The 17,837-nt window shown below is 66.3% G+C and carries 15 protein-coding genes; 8 read left to right on the top strand and 7 right to left on the bottom strand.

Annotated elements, in window-relative coordinates; translation table 11 throughout:
* Positions 1 to 317 precede the first annotated feature (317 nt).
* Genes AC1RP5_RS17865 through AC1RP5_RS17850 form a run of 4 tightly spaced genes read left to right on the top strand, consistent with a single transcriptional unit; the run spans position 318 to position 6,403 of the window.
* A complete protein-coding gene (locus tag AC1RP5_RS17865; RefSeq protein WP_493113388.1) occupies positions 318 to 1,223 on the top strand; it encodes a glycine--tRNA ligase subunit alpha in 906 nt (301 codons plus the stop codon).
* A gap of 1 nt (position 1,224) precedes the next feature.
* Positions 1,225 to 3,276, top strand: a complete 2,052-nt coding sequence (gene glyS, locus AC1RP5_RS17860; RefSeq protein ID WP_493112709.1) for a glycine--tRNA ligase subunit beta — start codon at positions 1,225 to 1,227, stop codon at positions 3,274 to 3,276.
* 5 nt (positions 3,277 to 3,281) lie between these two features.
* Entirely contained in the window at positions 3,282 to 5,957 is a 2,676-nt protein-coding gene (gene ppdK / locus AC1RP5_RS17855) for a pyruvate, phosphate dikinase (RefSeq protein WP_493112707.1), read from the top strand.
* Positions 5,958 to 5,977: 20 nt separating this feature from the next.
* Positions 5,978 to 6,403, top strand: a complete 426-nt coding sequence (locus AC1RP5_RS17850; protein ID WP_493112706.1) for an HIT family protein — start codon at positions 5,978 to 5,980, stop codon at positions 6,401 to 6,403.
* Here AC1RP5_RS17850 and AC1RP5_RS17845 read toward each other — a convergent pair.
* Positions 6,400 to 7,362, bottom strand: coding sequence for a LysR family transcriptional regulator (locus tag AC1RP5_RS17845; protein WP_493112703.1), 963 nt, complete (start codon positions 7,360 to 7,362; stop codon positions 6,400 to 6,402). The two genes, AC1RP5_RS17850 and AC1RP5_RS17845, sit on opposite strands and share 4 nt — an antisense overlap.
* A gap of 219 nt (positions 7,363 to 7,581) precedes the next feature.
* Between AC1RP5_RS17845 and AC1RP5_RS17840 the strand changes: the two genes are divergently transcribed.
* The 4 genes from AC1RP5_RS17840 to AC1RP5_RS17825 all read left to right on the top strand — a co-directional run bounded on the left by AC1RP5_RS17840 (position 7,582) and on the right by AC1RP5_RS17825 (position 10,486).
* Positions 7,582 to 8,877 (top strand): nucleotidyl transferase family protein, encoded by a 1,296-nt coding sequence (locus AC1RP5_RS17840; protein WP_493112702.1) that lies wholly within the window; start codon positions 7,582 to 7,584, stop codon positions 8,875 to 8,877.
* Position 8,878: 1 nt separating this feature from the next.
* A complete protein-coding gene (locus tag AC1RP5_RS17835) occupies positions 8,879 to 9,496 on the top strand; it encodes a GNAT family N-acetyltransferase (protein WP_493112701.1) in 618 nt (205 codons plus the stop codon).
* Between the two features lie 14 nt (positions 9,497 to 9,510).
* Positions 9,511 to 10,077 (top strand): GNAT family N-acetyltransferase, encoded by a 567-nt coding sequence (locus AC1RP5_RS17830; RefSeq protein ID WP_493112699.1) that lies wholly within the window; start codon positions 9,511 to 9,513, stop codon positions 10,075 to 10,077.
* Positions 10,078 to 10,222: 145 nt separating this feature from the next.
* Complete coding sequence (locus tag AC1RP5_RS17825) at positions 10,223 to 10,486, top strand: hypothetical protein (protein WP_493112697.1); 264 nt, start codon at positions 10,223 to 10,225, stop codon at positions 10,484 to 10,486.
* A 12-nt stretch (positions 10,487 to 10,498) separates the two neighbouring features.
* On the opposite strand, the gene AC1RP5_RS17820 is transcribed toward AC1RP5_RS17825, so the two are convergent.
* The 6 genes from AC1RP5_RS17820 to AC1RP5_RS17795 all read right to left on the bottom strand — a co-directional run bounded on the left by AC1RP5_RS17820 (position 10,499) and on the right by AC1RP5_RS17795 (position 17,802).
* Entirely contained in the window at positions 10,499 to 11,386 is an 888-nt protein-coding gene (locus AC1RP5_RS17820; protein ID WP_493112696.1) for an ABC transporter permease, read from the bottom strand.
* Between the two features lie 5 nt (positions 11,387 to 11,391).
* Complete coding sequence (locus AC1RP5_RS17815; protein WP_493112694.1) at positions 11,392 to 12,333, bottom strand: ABC transporter permease; 942 nt, start codon at positions 12,331 to 12,333, stop codon at positions 11,392 to 11,394.
* 4 nt (positions 12,334 to 12,337) lie between these two features.
* Positions 12,338 to 13,855 (bottom strand): ABC transporter substrate-binding protein, encoded by a 1,518-nt coding sequence (locus AC1RP5_RS17810; RefSeq protein ID WP_493112692.1) that lies wholly within the window; start codon positions 13,853 to 13,855, stop codon positions 12,338 to 12,340.
* The gene (locus tag AC1RP5_RS17805) at positions 13,852 to 14,931 is read right to left on the bottom strand and encodes an ABC transporter ATP-binding protein (RefSeq protein ID WP_493112690.1); all 1,080 of its coding nucleotides are present in this window, start codon (positions 14,929 to 14,931) and stop codon (positions 13,852 to 13,854) included. The genes AC1RP5_RS17810 and AC1RP5_RS17805 overlap by 4 nt, the downstream gene beginning before the upstream one ends.
* Positions 14,928 to 15,911 (bottom strand): ABC transporter ATP-binding protein, encoded by a 984-nt coding sequence (locus AC1RP5_RS17800; protein WP_493112688.1) that lies wholly within the window; start codon positions 15,909 to 15,911, stop codon positions 14,928 to 14,930. The genes AC1RP5_RS17805 and AC1RP5_RS17800 overlap by 4 nt, the downstream gene beginning before the upstream one ends.
* A gap of 79 nt (positions 15,912 to 15,990) precedes the next feature.
* Complete coding sequence (locus AC1RP5_RS17795; protein WP_493112687.1) at positions 15,991 to 17,802, bottom strand: gamma-glutamyltransferase family protein; 1,812 nt, start codon at positions 17,800 to 17,802, stop codon at positions 15,991 to 15,993.
* Positions 17,803 to 17,837 lie beyond the last annotated feature (35 nt).

Here is a 17,837-nt window from a genome sequence, read left to right as displayed (position 1 = left end):
GCGAACCCGCCCCAGCGTCCTCCCGCGCCGCCACCGCCTCCGCAGCAGCAGACTGCCCAGCAGGCGCCTCAGCCGACCATGCCGCCGCTCCGCAAGCCGGTCGTGATCGAAGATACGGTCCAGTGCATGGGCTGCGGTGCCTACATTTCGACCGCTGCTGAAAAATGCGGCCAGTGCGGTCATTCCCGGCCATAAGGCCGCAGCGCGCATCCAGCCCCAACCGGCAGTCTTGACCGGGTAGGGGGTGGAACCTATTTTGCCGCACCGCAAAAACGGCCATAAGTTGCGGAAATAAAAGGCCTTTAGAGCTTCGGGGAATACCGGTGTCGAACCCCTCAGCAGCGCGCGCCAAGCCGACGTGCTTCCAGGAACTCATCCTCACCCTGCAGGACTATTGGGCGGCCCAGGGCTGCCTGATCCTCCAGCCCTTCGACATGGAAATGGGTGCGGGTACCTTTCATACGGCGACGACCTTACGTGCACTCGGTCCGAAGCCGTGGCGTGCGGCCTATGTGCAGCCGTCTCGCCGTCCGTCCGACGGTCGCTACGGCGAGAACCCGATGCGCCTGCAGCACTACTATCAGTTCCAGGCGATCCTGAAGCCGTCCCCGCCCGACATCCTCGAGCGCTATCTGGGCTCGCTGCAGGCGATCGGCATCGACACGACCGTGCACGACATCCGTTTCGTCGAGGACGACTGGGAGAGCCCGACCCTGGGCGCCTGGGGCCTGGGCTGGGAAGTCTGGTGCGACGGCATGGAGATCACGCAGTTCACCTATTTCCAGCAGGTGGGCGGCATCGAGGTCGATCTGGTCGCCGGCGAGATCACGTACGGTCTCGAACGCCTGGCCATGTACCTGTTCGACAAGAAGTCGGTCTACGACCTGCCGTTCAATCGCGCCGACTCCGAGGTGCCGCTGACCTATGGCGACGTGTTCCTGCAGAACGAGCGGGAGCAGTCGGCCTACAATTTCGAGCATGCCGATACCGAGATGCTGTTCCGCCACTTCGCCGATGCCGAGAAGGAATGCGGCCGTCTGGTCGAGAAGAAGCTGCCGCTGCCGGCCTATGAGCAGTGCATCAAGGCGAGCCACGCCTTCAACCTGCTCGACGCGCGCGGCGTGATCAGCGTCGCCGAGCGGCAGAGCTACATCCTGCGGGTGCGCGAACTCGCCAAGGCCTGCTGCGAGACGTGGCTGGCGACGCAGAAAGAGGCCGCCTGAGATGGCCGAGTTGCTTCTCGAACTGCTCTCCGAAGAGATTCCCGCGCGCATGCAGACGCGTGCGGCCGACGATCTCAAGCGGCTGATCTGCGACGGGCTGAAGGGCGCGGGCATCGGCTTCGACAAGGCGCAGGCCTTCGTGACGCCGCGCCGTCTCGCGCTGGTGATCGATGGCATTCCGGCCGTGCGCGACGATGTCAGCGAAGAAAAGCGCGGACCTCGGGTCGGCGCGCCGGACCAGGCGGTACAGGGCTTCCTGAAGGGTGCGGGTCTCGCCTCGCTCGACCAGGCCGAGAAGCGCGATACCGGCAAGGGCGAGTTCTGGTTCGCCGTGATCACGAAGAAGGGCGGCCCGACGGGCGATGCCCTGCCGGCCGTGATCGACGCCGCGCTGAAGGCGCTGCCGTGGCCCAAGTCGATGAAGTGGGGCAGCAGCACCATGCACTGGGTGCGTCCGCTGCAGTCCATCGTCGCGCTGTTCGACGGCAAGGTGCTGAAGGGCGAAGTCTCGCCGGGCGGCCAGATGGCGCCGGTCGTCTTCGGCGCCACGACGCGCGGCCATCGTTTCCTCTCCACCGGCACTTTCGAGGTCGCGAACTTCGCCGACTACGCCGCGAAGCTGCGGGCGGCGCATGTCGTGCTGGATGCCGCCGAGCGCAAGGCGATCATCCTCGAGGGCGCACGCAAGCTCTGCACCGAGGCGCAGGTCACCTTGAACGAGGACGAGGGCCTGCTCGAGGAAGTGGCCGGCCTGACCGAATGGCCGGTGCCGATGCTGGGCGCCATCGACGCGCAGTTCATGGACGTGCCGCCGGAAGTGCTGATCGTCTCGATGAAGGTGCATCTGCGCTTCTTCACGACGTCGGGCGCCGACGGGAAGCTCGCCAACCGCTTCGTCGTCGTGGCCAACAACGTGGCGCGCGACGGCGGCAAGACGATCGTCGCCGGCAACGAGCGCGTGCTGCGCGGACGCCTGGCCGATGCCAAGTTCTTCTGGGACCAGGACCGCAAGACGACGCTGGAAAGCCGGCTGCCGTCGCTGAAGCACATCGTCTTCCACGCCAAGCTCGGCACCCAGGCCGAGAGGGTCGAACGCATCGTGAAGCTGGCCGCCGAGATCGCGAAGATCCTGCCCGGCGCCGATGCCGCCCAGGTCGAGCAGGCCGCGCGCCTCTGCAAGACCGATCTCGTGAGCGGCATGGTGGGCGAGTTCCCCGAGCTGCAGGGCGTGATGGGCCGTTACTACGCGCTTGGCGAAAAGCTGCCGGCCACCGTCGCCGACGCGATCGGCGACCACTATGCGCCGGCCGGCCCCAACGACCGCTGCCCCACGGCGCCGGTGTCGATCGCGGTCGCGCTGGCTGACAAGCTCGATGCGCTCGTTTCCTTCTGGTCGGTCGGCGAGAAGCCCACCGGCTCGCGCGATCCGTTCGCCCTTCGCCGCGCCGCGCTGGGCGTCATCCGGATCGTGGTCGAGAACAAGCTTCGCCTGCCGCTGCGGCCGTTCCTCAAGGCCGACGACCTGCTCGCCTTCTTCGCCGAGCGTCTGAAGGTGCAGATGCGCGAGAAGGGCGTCCGCCACGATGTCGTCGACGCCGTCGTCTCGCTGGGCGGCGAGGACGACCTCGTCCGGCTGCTGGCGCGGGCCGAGGCGCTGCAGGCCTTCCTGGGGACGGAAGCAGGCAAGAACCTGCTGACGGCTTACGGCCGCGCGGCCAATATCGTTCGCGCGGAGGAGAAGAAGGACAAGGGGCTTGCCGCCAGGATCGCGGGTGAGCCCGATGCTGCCCTTCTGGAACAAGTCGAGGAGAAAGCCGTTGCTTCCGCCTTGGCAGAGGTCGCGCGTTCGGTGAAACCGGCGCTGGCCGCCGAGGATTTCGCGGGAGCGATGGGGGCGTTCGCGGGACTGCGTGGGCCGATCGACGCCTTGTTCGACAAGGTGACGGTCAACGTGACGGACAGGCCCGACATTCGCCTGAACAGGCTGAAACTGCTCAACCAGATTCGCGCCACCATGGATTCGGTGGCCGACTTTTCAAAGATCGAGGGCTGATTAGCATGGCCAAGTGGGTCTACAGTTTCGGGGATGGCAAGGCTGAAGGCCGCGCCGATATGCGCAACCTGCTGGGCGGCAAGGGCGCCAACCTGGCGGAGATGTCGAGCCTCGGCCTGCCGGTGCCGCCGGGCTTCACCATCACCACCGAACTCTGCACCCACTTCTACGACAGCAAGAAGACCTACCCGCCGGAACTGAAGGACGAGGTCGAGAAGGCGCTCGCCGCGGTCGAGAAGATCGTGGGCACGACTTTCGGCGATGCCGCCAATCCGCTGCTGGTCTCGGTGCGGTCGGGCGCGCGGGCCTCTATGCCCGGCATGATGGACACGGTGCTGAACCTCGGCCTCAACGACAAGACCGTGCTCGGTCTTGCCAAGTCGTCGGGCGACGAGCGTTTCGCCTGGGACAGCTATCGCCGCTTCATCCAGATGTATTCGAACGTCGTGCTCGACGTCGGGCATCACTATTTCGAGGAAGCGCTCGAGATCAAGAAAGAGGATCTCGGCGTCCAGATGGACACCGACCTCAAGGCCGCCGACTGGCGCTCGGTCGTGGCGGAATACAAGAAGCTGGTCGAGAAGCGCACCGGCAAGCCGTTCCCGCAGGATCCGCGTGAGCAGCTCTGGGGCGCTGTCGGCGCCGTCTTCGAATCGTGGATGAACCAGCGCGCCATCACCTACCGCCGCCTGCATTCGATCCCCGAGAGCTGGGGCACCGCGGTCAACGTGCAGGCCATGGTGTTCGGCAACATGGGCGAGGATTGCGCCACCGGCGTCGCCTTCACGCGCGATCCCTCGACCGGCACCAACCTGTTCTACGGCGAGTATCTCGTGAACGCGCAGGGCGAGGACGTGGTCGCGGGCATCCGCACGCCGCAGCACCTCACCGTGCAGGGCAAGCTCGCCCAGAAGTCCGACGCGCCGGCCATGGAAGAGGTCATGCCGGAAGTGTTCCAGCAGCTGGCCGACGTGCGCCAGCGGCTCGAGAAGCACTACAGCGACATGCAGGACATCGAGTTCACCGTGCAGCGCGGCAAGCTCTACATGCTGCAGACCCGCAACGGTAAGCGCACCGCCAAAGCCGCGCTCAAGATCGCGGTCGACATGGTGAACGAGGGGCTGATCGACAAGAAGGAAGCCGTGGCGCGCATCGTGCCGGCCTCGCTCGACCAGCTCCTGCATCCGACGCTCGATCCCAAGGCGCCGCGCAAGGTGATCTCCAAGGGCCTGCCGGCCTCGCCGGGCGCCGCCTCCGGCAAGGTTGTGTTCAGCGCCGACGATGCCGAGAAGCAGGCGCGCGGTGGCGAGAAGGTCATCCTGGTGCGCCGCGAGACTTCGCCGGAGGACATCCATGGCATGCATGCCGCCGAGGGCATCCTGACCTCGACCGGCGGCATGACCAGCCACGCCGCCGTCGTGGCGCGTGGCATGGGCAAGCCCTGCGTCGCGGGCGCCGGCGACGTGCGCATCGACGGCAAGGCCGGCACCCTCTCCGTGCGCGGTACGGTCGTTAAGACGGGCGACACCATCACTCTCGATGGCAGCACCGGCGAGATCATTCTCGGCATCGTGCCGACCGTGCAGCCCGAGCTCAGCGGCGACTTCTCCCAGCTCATGGAATGGGCCGACGAGTTCCGCAAACTTGGCATCCGCACCAATGCCGAGACGCCGGCCGACGCCGCGCAGGCGCGCAAGTTCGGCGCCGAGGGCATCGGTCTCTGCCGCACCGAGCACATGTTTTTCGAGGGCGACCGCATCGTCGCCGTCCGCCAGATGATCCTGGCCGACGACGAGACCAGCCGTCGTACGGCGCTGGCCAAGATCCAGCCAATGCAGCGCCAGGACTTCGTCGAGCTGTTCGAGATCATGGCGGGCCTGCCCGTCACGATCCGCCTGCTCGATCCGCCGCTGCACGAGTTCCTGCCGAAGACGGCGGACGAGATGGCAGTCGTTGCCAAGGACCTCGGCGTCGACGTGAAGGAGATCGAGGAGCGCGCCAACAAGCTGCATGAGTTCAATCCCATGCTCGGCCATCGCGGCGTGCGCCTCGGTATCTCCTATCCGGAGATCTACGAGATGCAGGCCCGCGCCATCTTCGAGGCCGTGGCCGACGTCCAGAAGAAGGCCGGCAAGACCGTCGTGCCGGAGATCATGATCCCGCTGGTGGCGACGAAGAAAGAGCTCGACCTGATGAAGGCCGTGATCGATCAGGTCGCCGAGGAAGTGAGCAGCTCGTCGGGCCAGAAGCTCGAATATCTGGTCGGTACGATGATCGAGCTGCCGCGCGCAGCGCTGCGTGCCGGCGACATCGCCGAATCGGCCGAGTTCTTCTCGTTCGGCACCAACGACCTGACGCAGACCACGTTCGGCCTGAGCCGTGACGACTCGGCCTCGTTCCTGGAGAAGTACCAGCAGCGTGGCATCTTCGAGCACGACCCGTTCGCCTCGCTCGACACTGAAGGTGTGGGCGAGCTGATCGAGATCGCCACGGCGCGCGGCCGCAAGGTGCGCAACAGCCTGAAGCTCGGCATCTGCGGCGAGCACGGCGGCGATCCGGCCTCGGTGTTCTTCTGCCACAAGGCCGGCCTCGACTACGTCTCCTGCTCGCCCTACCGCGTGCCGATCGCCCGCCTGGCAGCGGCGCAGGCGGCGCTGGGCGGCCCGCTCAAGACCGAATAGCGCCGAGCGAGGCCCGAGGCATGACCCATCCGACCGACGGAAGCTGCATCTTCTGCAAGATCGTCGCGGGCCAGATCCCGTGCTTCAAGCTGTTCGAGGACGAGGCGACCATCGCCTTCATGGACATCAACCCGGTCAATCCGGGTCATGCGCTGGCCGTCGCCAAGGGGCATTGGCCGACGGTCGACGTGATCCCGGCCGACGTGCTGGGCGCCGTGGCGAAGACAGCGCAGCGGGTGGCCAGGGCCGTGGTGAGCGAATTGAAGCCCGGTGGCGTGAGCCTGATGCAGGCCAATGGTGCGGCGGCGGGGCAGAGCGTGCCCCATCTCCATATCCACGTCCTGCCGCGCCACGCCGAAGACGGCGCCACGCTGAACTGGGATTACCGGCCCGGCGACAAGGCCGAGATCGAAGCCATCTACAAGCGCCTGAAGGCCGCCCTCTAGGCGGCCGCGATGGAGCCGCTGCTGCGCGGCGTCGTGGAAAACCACTCGCGCTCGTCCTGGCGGAACTGGTCGCGGACATAGTCGATCACGGTGCGGATGCGCGCGCCCTTGTTGGTTTCCTCGTGGCTGACCAGCCAGATGTCGCGGACGATCTTGAGGTCGATCGGCGCCGCCACCAGGTTCGACGACTTGGCGATGTAGTCGGGGAACACCGAGATACCGTAGCCGGTCTGCACCGCTTCCATGGCGGCGTAGGAGGAATTGGTGCGCAGGACCACCGAAGTGCTGCGCTCGACCACTTCGCTCCACGGCTTCATGGCGGGCAGGCTGTGCAGGGTGGTGTGGTCGACGACGTGATGCTCGCGCATGTCGTCGAGCTTCTGCGGCAGCCCGTAGTGCTCGATGTACGAAGGGGCCGCGAAGATCGACATGTTCACCTGGCCGACGCGGGCGGCGACCAGTTGGTTCGACGTCGGACGGAAGAAGCGGATGGCGAGGTCGGCCTGCCGGGTGGCGAGGTCGAGGACCTGATCGCCGGCGATCACCTGGACGATGATGTCGGGATGGGTCCGGCGCAGGACGCCCAGCCGCGGCACCAGCCAGTGGGCGGCGATGCCCTCGGTCGCGGCGATGCGGACGATACCCGCCATCTCGCGGTCGAGGCCGGCCAGGTGCCGCTCGATCGCCGTGGCGTTGGACATCATCGATTCGGCCTGCACCAGCACACCGCGGGCGGCCGGGGTCACTTCCATGCCGTGGCGGTGGCGGTCGAACAGCTTGGCGCCCAGGCGGCGCTCCAGCGCCTGGATGCGGCGGCCCACGGTCGTCTGCTTGGTGTTCAGCTGCGTTGCGGCCGCGCTGAAACTTCCGGTTTTTGCAACCGCGAGGAAAAAACGAACGTCGTCCCAATCGCCAAGGATGTTGGGCACCTTGTTCTTGCGCGGAGGAGTCGTGACCATGGTGACAATCGTTACAATAAGGGTTGCGTTAACGCATATCTAACGGGGTTACCTTACACCATTATCGATGAAATGTCGTTTTCTGTCGTATTTTAGGGGGTTAGGCGGCTTTCCGGTCCTCGCCGGACCCTTCGGCACCTCCAGTTCACGTATTCGTTAGTCAATCTTTCGGTTGTATGTATCGGGATTGACGCTCGCAACGAGACAGGAGTGCTGCCCGTGGCCGCCATCGGCTCCAACGGAAAATCAACGCCGGGTGCGGTTAGTACCGGCAAAATCGGCCGTTATTTGCGCAGTCCGTCGACGCGCATGGCCGCCTTTGGCGGACTTTTAACATATCTGAGCTATGCGTATGCGCACAGCAGTTGGGCTAACCCCACGCTGATCTGCGTGTCAATCTTCGTCGGGGTATTTCTGCCGAGTTACGCCAAGCTCAGTAACAAGGCCGAACTTTGGGCGAACAACCAGTTCGGCTTCGTCACGGCCGGGCGGCTTGGGCGGTTCATCCCCCAGTTGGCGTTCAACCTGGTGATGTTCTGGCTGATGTTATGGGGGGGTGCGCTCAACCAACTCGGAATGGCGTCCGTCGGCGGGATAGCCGGCGCCGCGCTCGTCACGACATTGGCGTCGCAGGGAACCCAGTACCTCGGTGGCTTTCTCGTTGCGCGGGGCGTGGGCGACGCCAATCGCAACACGCTGGTCGGAATCCTGGTCAACGTCACCCTGGCGGCGCTGGGCACGGCGGGTGTGCCGGGGGCGCGGGAAGGCTTCTTCCTGCTGGGCTTTGGCCTCGGCGGAACGCTGTTCCTGGTCGGCATGCTGTCGGACCTGCGGTCCGTCATGGCGCCCAAGGGCGGCATCGGCCTCTACTTCGGTACGTTCAATCCCTTCCACAACACCCACCTTTCGATCATCCAGAAGGCGATCGAGGAGCGCGGGCTCGACCGGGTCATCATCCATCCGGTTCTGGTGCCCAAGCTTCATGTCGACGCTTTCCGCAAGGGCGAGCTTCGGGTGGGGCGCCTGAAGGACGGCTTCCAGATCTACGAGAAGACCGACAAGGCCGATTCCAATGTCGACTACTTCCCGACCGGAAACACCTTCCTGCCACCGGAGACCCGCGTCGCGCTGATCGAGCTGGCGCTGGCCGAAGCAGGCATGGCCGACAAGGTCGAGGTCGCGGTCTATTCCGACATCTACTACGGCAAGGGCTTTCAGGGCGTGATTGCCGAGATCAAGCGGCGCCATCCCGGCGTCCGTTTGCACATGCTTCACGGCACGGATTTCGGCGGCATGCTGGTGCGCCAGATCTCCGACGAATGCGGCTGGATCTACCCATGGTGCATCCTGCGCCGGGACCAGGTCTCGGCCACCGCCATACGACGGGGCGCGAAGGGCATGACGCCGACGATCGTCACCGACGTGCTCGCCCAGATTTCACAGAATCTTCCGATCGTGTCGGCCGGCGGCCGGCATTTCCGGAATGACAACGGCGTTTTGACTAAGGGGAACTGAGATGACTGACCAACCGACGGCGGACCTGAGCAACCGGCCTGAAATCACGATCAAGCTCGCGTCGACCTCCGACGAGATGATGCAGTGCTTCATGCTGCGCGCCGCCGTGTTCATGGGCGAGCAGCAGTGCCCGTATTGGGAGGAGTATGACGGCAACGATTACACCGCCAGCCATCTCATCCTGTACGTCGACGGCGAGCCGGCCGCTTCGATCCGCGTGCGCTGGTTCGCGGGCTTCGCCAAGCTCGAGCGCGCCATCATCCTGAAGCGCTATCGCTCGTACGGCCTGTTCATCCCGTTCGTGCACTGGGCCAAGGAATTCTGCCGCAAGAAGGGCTATCCCAAGGCCTACCTGCACGGCCAGAAGCGCCTGTGGCCGATCTTCGAGAAGGACGGCTTCCGCAAGGTCGACGACAAGGTCTTCCACTTCTCCGACCACGAATACGGAGCCTTCGCCTGCGATCTCGACGTAGGTGACAATGCCCCGACCGTGACGACCGATCCGATGGTTCTGAACCGTCCGGAAGACAAGCTCGACATGCCGGGCATCCTGGAAGAGTCGATGGATCGCGGGGCGTCCTGCCCGCACGCGGAATGGACCGAACGGCGCGCGAGCTGAGGGGAGTGAGTCACATGAACAACACCGCAAACTCGATCGGCGGCCAGTCCGTCGTCATCAAGCTCGCCATGAAGATGGAAGACTCGCTGCAGGCCTTCGCGGTCCGTGCCGCCTGCTTCATCGGCGAACAGGACATCCCCTACTCGGAGGAGTTCGACGGCCACGATTTCGGCGCCACCCACATCATCGCCTATCTCGGCGAGGAGCCGGTGGGCGCGGTGCGGCTGCGCTGGTTCCAGTCCTTCGCCATGCCGGAAAGGCTGGCGGTGATGCAGCGCTTCCGCGGCAACGGCATCGGCCAGCTCCTGATCGAGCGCTGCCGCCAGCTCGCAGAGAGCCGCGGCGCTGCCACGCTCTACACCCAGGCGCTGCCCCAGGACGTGAAGTACCTGGAAAAGCACGGCTGGAATCGCGTCGATGCCGACGATACCGGCAAGGGCCCGAAGCGCGTGGTGGCGATGGCGCGCCCGGTCGATCCGAGCAAGAAGCTGCCCGAGGCCGATGCGCCCGAGCAGGTGACCTTGCGGAACGAGCCGCAGGTCGACGCGTCGGGCCTGCCGCTGGGCGGCAATCGCTCCTGACGCAGGCCCGGTCCCGCGGACTGCCTGAAGAACGTCTCGCCGGATTACCCTCGCCTGGCACTGCTTTTGCGATAGGCTTGGGTAACCGGCGATCGGCCGGGGCAGGGAGAGACGTTCCACGCGTAAAGCGTCAGGCGGGTACAAAATGACGGATTGCTTCGAGATCATCGTCGAACCAAACATTCGGCGGCGGCGCGGACGTGCGCCGCTTTCGGAAAAGAAGCGGGCGGCGGCGCTGTTCAGGGTGTGGCATGCGGTGCGGGAAATGATCGAGGAGGCCGAGCGCCTCGGCGACGGCGAGCTCGTGCACTTCCTGGCCGTGTCGCAGCTCCTGGTCGAGGAACGGGTCACGACGCTGACCAGCGGCGTGCCGGCTTTCGCTCTCGCCGATACGTCGCTGCCGAACTGACGCCCTTCGTCGTTACTTGTGCCGGGGGTCGAGCGCGTCGCGCAGGCCGTCGCCCAGCAGGTTGAACGACAGGACCGCGAAGAAGATCGCGAAGCCGGGCCAGAAGGCCATCCAGGGCGCCTGGGCGATGAAGCGCTGAGCGGAGTTCAGCATGCTTCCCCAGGACGGCGCCGGCGGCTGCTGGCCGAGACCGAGGAACGAGAGGGCGGCCTCAGCGATGATGGCGCCGGCAATGGCCAGCGACGCCTGCACCAGGAGCGGCGGCACGATATTGGGCAGGACGTGGCGCATCGCGATGCGCCAGTGAGGGTTGCCGACGGCGCGCGCGGCCTCGACATAGTCCTCGACCTTGGCGCCCAGCGTCTGTCCCCGCGTCAGGCGAATGAATACCGGCGTCGCGGTGACGCCGATGGCGATCATGGCGTTGCTGAGGCTCGGGCCGAGGAAGGCGGCCAGCGCGATCGCCAGGATCAGGAACGGGATCGCGAGCATGGCATCGACGATGCGCGACAGCACCGAATCGATCCAGCCGCCGGCATAGCCCGCCAGCAGGCCGAGCGGCACACCGATGCCCAATGCAATGCCCACCGACACGAGGCCGGCGCTGAGCGAGGCGCGGGCGCCCCAGATGATGCGGGACAGTACATCGCGCCCGACCTCGTCGGTGCCGAGCCAGTGGGCCCATGACGGCGGCTTGCGCACCTGCGTGAAGCTGGTGGCAATGGGATCGTAAGGCGCGATCAGCGGCGCCAGGATCGCGATCAGCACGAACAGCGCGACGACGGCCAGGCCGAACATGGCGCCCTTGCGCCGCTTCAGGCGCCGCCAGGCGCGCGCCCAGGGATTCTCCTCGCGCGCATCCTTGGCGGCGGTCACGGGGGCGAGCGTGGTCGTGGTCATCGCGATCAGCCCCTCAGCCGCGGGTTGACCAGCACGTAAGCCACGTCGGCCAGCAGGTTCAGCACGATGTAGGTCGTGGCGGTCACCAGGACGACGCCCTGTACGACGGCATAGTCGCGGTTGAAGACCGAATCGACGATCAGCTTGCCGAAGCCCGGGATGGTGAAGATCTGTTCGGTGAGCACTGCGCCCGACAGCAGGGTGCCGAAATCGAGGGCCAGCAGGGTGATCACCGGGGTCATGGCGTTGCGCAGCGCATGCTTCAGCACGACGCGACCCTCGCGCAGGCCCTTGGCGCGAGCGGTGCGGACATAGTCGGCGCCCATCGCCTGCAGCATGGCGCTGCGCGTGTGGCGCATCAGGACGGCCGCGAGCGCGTTGCCCAGCACGAAGGCCGGCATGATCGTGGTGGCGAAGCTCGCCTGCCAGTTCTCGCCCAGCCGGACGTAACCCGAGGCCGGCAGCCAGCCCAGGGTCACCGAGAACAGGAAGATCATCAGGATGCCCAGCCAGAAATTGGGCGTGCTAAGGCCCCACAGGGCGAAGATGTTGGCCCCGTAGTCCCAGGCGGTATCCTTCTTCACCGCCGAGATGATGCCGGCGGGAATGCCGATGCCGATGGCGATCAGCAGCGCCATGGCGGCGAGCTGCAGGGTGACCGGCAGCTTCTCGGCCACCAGCGAGGAAACCGAGGCCTTGAGCCGCATCGACTCGCCCAGGTTCCCGGAGAGCACGCCCTTGATCCAGTAGAAGTACTGGACCGGGATCGGCTCGTTCAGCCGGTACTGCTCGCGAATTTCCTCGAGCACCTTCGGGTCGCGTTCCTCGCCGGCCATGATCAGCGCCGGGTCTCCCGGCAGGAGCTGCTGCAGGCCGAAGATCAGCATCGACACCAGGATCAGTGTCGGGATGATCTGCAGCAGTCGCTGGGCAAGGAAGGCGAGCAAGGTCTTACTTCAGCTTGACGCCGACGACGCGAACCAGGCCGTCGGGCATCTGCTTGTAGCCCTCGACCTTGTCGGACAACGCGACCAGCACCTGCGTGTGATAGAGGTACATGATCGAGCCTTCGGTCAGGAACTTGGCCGCGACCTTCTCGTAGGCCTTCTTGCGCACCGCGGGATCGCTCTTGGCGCGCGCTTCCGCATGGCCCTCGTCGACGTCCTTGTTGCAGAACTTGCCGTTGTTCTGTGGCGAGTTGCAGGTCTGGAACGAGTAGGAATTGCCGTCGGGATCGCTGCGGCCACTCCAGCCGATCAGATAGAGCTGGAAGTCACCGTCCTCGGCCTGCTTCAGCGAGGTCGCGAACTCGGTGACGCGGATCTTGAGGTCGAAGCCCGCTTCGGCGGCCATCGACTGCACGACTTCGGCGACGGCGCGCGTCTCGGGGCCATTCGGCACCATAAAGTCGACCGTGAGCGGCGTCGTGACGCCGGCTTCCTTCAGCAACGCCTTGGCCTTGGCGACGTCGCGTTTGGGGATCGGGAAGGCCTGCTGGTAATAAAAATTGGTCGGGTTGATCCACTGGTTGCCCGGCACGAACTCACCGTTGAACACGACCTGGTTGATCGCCTCGCGGTCGATCGCCAGCTCGAGCGCGCGACGCACGCGGGCGTCCTTGCCGAGCGGTGCATTGGCCTTGGCGCCGTTCGCGAGGTTCATCGTCAGGCCGACATAGCCCAGCTGCACCGCCTTGATCAGCTTGAGCTTGGGATTGTCGCGCACCGTCTTGATGTCGGTCGCCAGCACGCGCTCGATCATGTCGAGGCCGCCCGAGCGCAGGTTCGCGAGGCGTACCGTGCCATCGACGATCGGCAGGTAGGTGATCTTGTCGATGAAGATATTGTCCTTGTTCCAATAATCGGCGAACTTCTCGACGACGATCCGGTCCTGCTGGACACGCTCGACGAACTTGTAGGGGCCGGCGCAGACCGGCTTCAGGCCAAACTTGTCGCCCGCAGCTTCGGCCGCCTTGGGCGAGACCATCATGCCGGCGCGGTCGGTGAGCTGCGCTAGCAGTGGCGAGAACGGCTCCTTGAGCACCAGCTTGATCGTCATCGGATCGACGACTTCCACCTTGTCGACCGAACCCAGCTCGGGCTTGCGGAACGAGCCCTTCATGTTGAGATGGCGGTCGAGGCTGTACTTCGCGGCCTGCGCGTCGAGTACTTCGCCGTCATGGAACTTCACGCCGGGGCGCAGCTTGATGGTGACTTCCTTGCCGTCGGCCGACGTCTCGTGGCTGAGCCCGAGCTGCGGCACGATCGCCAGCTTCTCGTCGATGTCGAACAGCTTGTCGCAAATGGAAGCGAAGACGATGCGGCCGACATAGGTGCGGGCCAGCGTCGGATCGAGCACGTCGGGATCCTCGGCCAGGCCCACGCGCAGGTTGCTCTGGGCGGCCGCGCCGGAAAGGGCGAGACCCATGAACGTGGCGGCCAGTGCCAGCCGATGGAATGTCTTCTTCATGTTGCCTCCATATGTGAAGTGACGAACGCCGCCTGAAGGCGGGCCAGTCTTATCCGGTCTTGCTTGTTGCCCGTTCCCTCGGCGAGCGGGGGTGCGGGAGGAAGTTCGGGCCACCAGGGGCAGGCCGTGGCGTGGCCCGCACCGTCGTCGACGAGTTCCGGGACGTCGACCTTGCAGGACGGGCGGGCGTAGACGCAGCGCGTATGGAAGCGGCAGCCCGGCGGCGGGTTCATCGCGCTCGGGATATCGCCTTCCAGCAACGCGCGCTCGCGCACCACCGTCGGGTCCGGCTGCGGCACGGCAGACAGGAGCGCGCGTGTGTAGGGATGGCGCGGGCTGCGGAACAGTTCCTCGGTCGTCGCGGTCTCCACGATCTTGCCGAGGTACATTACGGCGATGCGGTCGGCGATGTGCTTCACGACCGCGAGATCGTGGCTGATGAAGACATAGGCGAGGCCGAAGCGCGCCTGTAGCGAGCGCATCAAGTTGATGACCTGCGCCTGGATCGAGACGTCGAGCGCGGAGACCGGCTCGTCGGCCACGATCAGCTTGGGTTCGACGGCAAGGGCGCGGGCGATGGCCAGTCGCTGGCGCTGGCCGCCGGAGAATTCGTGCGGATAGCGGCGGGCGTGCTCGGGGCGCAGGCCGACCAGTTCGAGCAGCTCGCCGACACGCGCGCGCCGCGCTGCTTCCGACGTGGCGAGGCCATGCAGCATCAGCGGTTCGCCGAGCATAGCGCCGACGGTCATGCGCGGATTGAGCGAGGCGTAGGGATCCTGGAAGATCACCTGCATCTGCCGGCGCTGCGCCCGCATCTGCGATTCGGAGAGGCCGAGCAGGTCCTGGCCCTCGAAGCGCACGCTGCCGCCGGTCGGCTCGAGTAGGCGCAACACGAGGCGGCCGACCGTCGACTTGCCGCAACCCGATTCGCCCACGACGGCCAGCGTCTCGCCGGCATCGAGATGGAAGTCGACGCCGTCGACGGCGCGGACATGGCCGGAGACGAGGCCGAAGACGCCGCGCTTCACCGGGAAATGCTTTTGCAGGCCGCGGACCTCGAGCAAGGGGCCGCTCATGCCGCGACCTGCGAGAGCGGCGCGCGCCGGCAGCGCGAGAGGTGACCCGGCGCGACCTCGACCAGCGGCGGCGGCGCGGCCAGGCACTCGGGCTCGACGAAGGGGCAGCGCGCGGCGAAGCGGCAGCCGGGCGGCGGGCGCGTCATGTCGGGCACGCGGCCCTCGATCGACGGCAAACGCTCGCGCTTTTCGTCGAGACGCGGGATCGAGCCCAGCAGTCCGACCGTATAGGGATGCTCGGGCCGGGCGAAGAGATCGCCAACGGAAGCGCGCTCGACGATCTGGCCCGCGTACATGACGGCCACGTCGTCGGCCATTTCCGCGACCACACCGAGATCGTGCGTGATCAGGATGATGGCGGTGCCGGTGTCGCGCCGCAGTCCGCGCATCAGGTCGAGGATCTGCGCCTGGATGGTGACGTCGAGCGCCGTGGTCGGCTCGTCGGCGATCAGGAGCTGCGGCCCGCAGGCCAGCGCCATGGCGATCATGGCGCGCTGGCGCATGCCGCCCGAGAGCTTGTGTGGATAGTCGTCGATGCGCTTCTCGGGCGCGGAGATGCGCACCAGCTTCAGCACCTCGATGGCGCGGGCCCGCGCCGCCGCCTTGTCGAGGCCCTGATGGCGCTGGATCGCCTCGATGATCTGGTCGCCGATCGTGTAGGACGGATTGAGCGACGTCATCGGCTCCTGGAAGATCATCGCCAGGCGCGCACCGCGCAGGTCTCGGATCAGGTGCGCATCGAGGGTGAGCAGGTCGCGTCCCTCGAACACCACCTGGCCGCCGACCTTGGAATTCTCCGGCGGAAGCAGGCCCATGATGGCCAGCGACGTCACGCTCTTGCCGCAGCCCGACTCGCCCACGAGGCCGAGCGTGCGGCCGCGTCCCAGCGCGAGGTCGAGGCCGTCGACGGCGTGGACCACGCCGTCATCGGTTGCGAAATCGACCGTCAGGCCGCGCAGTTCCAGCAACGCTTCACTCATTGATGCGCCGCCGCCAGGCTCCTCTCGCCGCCGTTGGGGGGAATGATCGATACGGTCATCAGCGGTCAGCGACCCCCAGTCATCGGCCGGCTGCGTAGCCCTGCATGCCGCGCGGATTGGCGGCCGCCTTGCGCCACGGATCGTCGCGTGTCGCGGCCGTCAGGCGGCCTTCGGACCATTCGTCGTTCACCTCGACCTCGTGGCCGCGCTTCTTCAGCTCGGCGACGGTGTCCTTGGGGATGCGGCCTTCCAGCACCAGCACGCCCGGGCGCGCGGTGCGCGGCCAGAACGAAGAAGGGAAGTGTTCGCTGTGCCAGGCCGGCGCGTCGATCGCCTCCTGCAGGTTCATGTCGCAATGGGCGTGGCGCAGGAAGTGCTGCGTGATCCACTGGTCCTGCTGGTCGCCACCCGGCGAGCCCCAGACCATGTACGGCTTGCCGTCGCGATGGGCCAGGGTGGGCGTGAGCGTGCTGCGCGGCCGCTTGCCCGGCGCCAGCGAACCCGGCAGGCCTTCTTCCAGCCAGAACATCTGGCCGCGGGTGCCGAGCGGAAAGCCGAGCTCGGGAATGACCGGCGAGCTCTGCAGCCAACCGCCCGAGGGCGTGGCCGAGATCATGTTGCCGTCCTTGTCGATGATGTCGAAGTGGACCGTGTCGCCGTTGGTCTGGCCGACGCGGCCGACGGTCGGCTCGCCGGCGCCGCTCGACGCCACGCCCAGCCGCACGCCGTCGGCGCGGCGCAGCTTCACGACGCCGCCGTAACCGTCGACCTTGCCCGGACGCTGCTCCATCGAGGCGTAGGCCGGATCGACCAGTTCGCGGCGATCCGCGTTGTAGGCATCCGACAGCAGCGTCTGCATCGGCACGTCGACGAACGCCGGATCGCCGTAGAAGGCCTCGCGGTCGGCATAGGCCAGCTTCAGGCATTCGACCTGCAGGTGGATGAAGTCGGGGCTGGTCGGATCCATGCCGTCGAGGTCGAAGCCCTTGAGCAGGGCGAGCTGCTGCAGAACCACCGGGCCCTGCGTCCAGGTGTTCGGCTTGCAAACAGTGTACCGACCGTAGTCGTAGGTGAGCGGCGCCTCGACCGTTGCCTGCCATTTCGCCATGTCCTGGCCGGTCAGCACGCCCTTGTTGGGCTTGCCCGAGACGTCCATGACGTCCTGGGTACGGCAGAAATTGTCGATCGCTTCGGCCACGAAGCCTTGGTTCCAGGTCTTCCGGGCGCGCTCGATCTCGGCCTCGCGACCGCCGCCGCCGGCCTCCGCCTCTTTCAGGATACGGGCGTAGGTGTTGCCCAGGGTGATGTTGCGGAAGAGCGATTCGGGTTTCGGGACGTCGCCGTTCGGCAGGAACACGGCGGCCGAGGTCTTCCAGTGGGTGCGGAACTGCTCGGCGACGGTGGCGATGGTCGCGCTCGCGCGCTCGACGAGGGCGTGGCCGTTCAGCCAGTAGCCGATGGCGGGCGACAGTACGTCGGCCAGCCGCATCGTGCCGTAATCGCGCAGGACCAGCATGTAGGCGTCGAAAGTGCCCGGAATGCAGGCGGGCAGGAGGCCCGTGCCGGGAATGAGGTCGAGGCCCAGCCCCTTGTAGTGGGCGATGGTCGCGCCGGCCGGCATCGGGCCCTGGCCACAGACCACCTCGGTCTTGCCGCGGCGCACGTCGTGAAGAATGAGCGGTGCGTCACCGCCGGGCCCGCAGAGATGCGGTTCGACGACCTGGAGGGTGAAAGCCGTGGCCACCGCGGCGTCGAAAGCGTTGCCACCACGCTCGAGGATGCCCATGCCGACGGCGGTCGCGATCCAGTGCGTGGAGGTGACGACACCGAACGTGCCGACGATCTCAGGCCGCGTGGTGAAGGGATTGGGATTGATACGGTTCACGGTCATCTCCTCGCGCAAACGGCGCGGAGAGACCTTAAAGG

Source organism: Reyranella sp. GW821-FHT12G01, from assembly GCF_058806575.1.
This window is presented reverse-complemented; position numbering and strand designations above follow the sequence as displayed.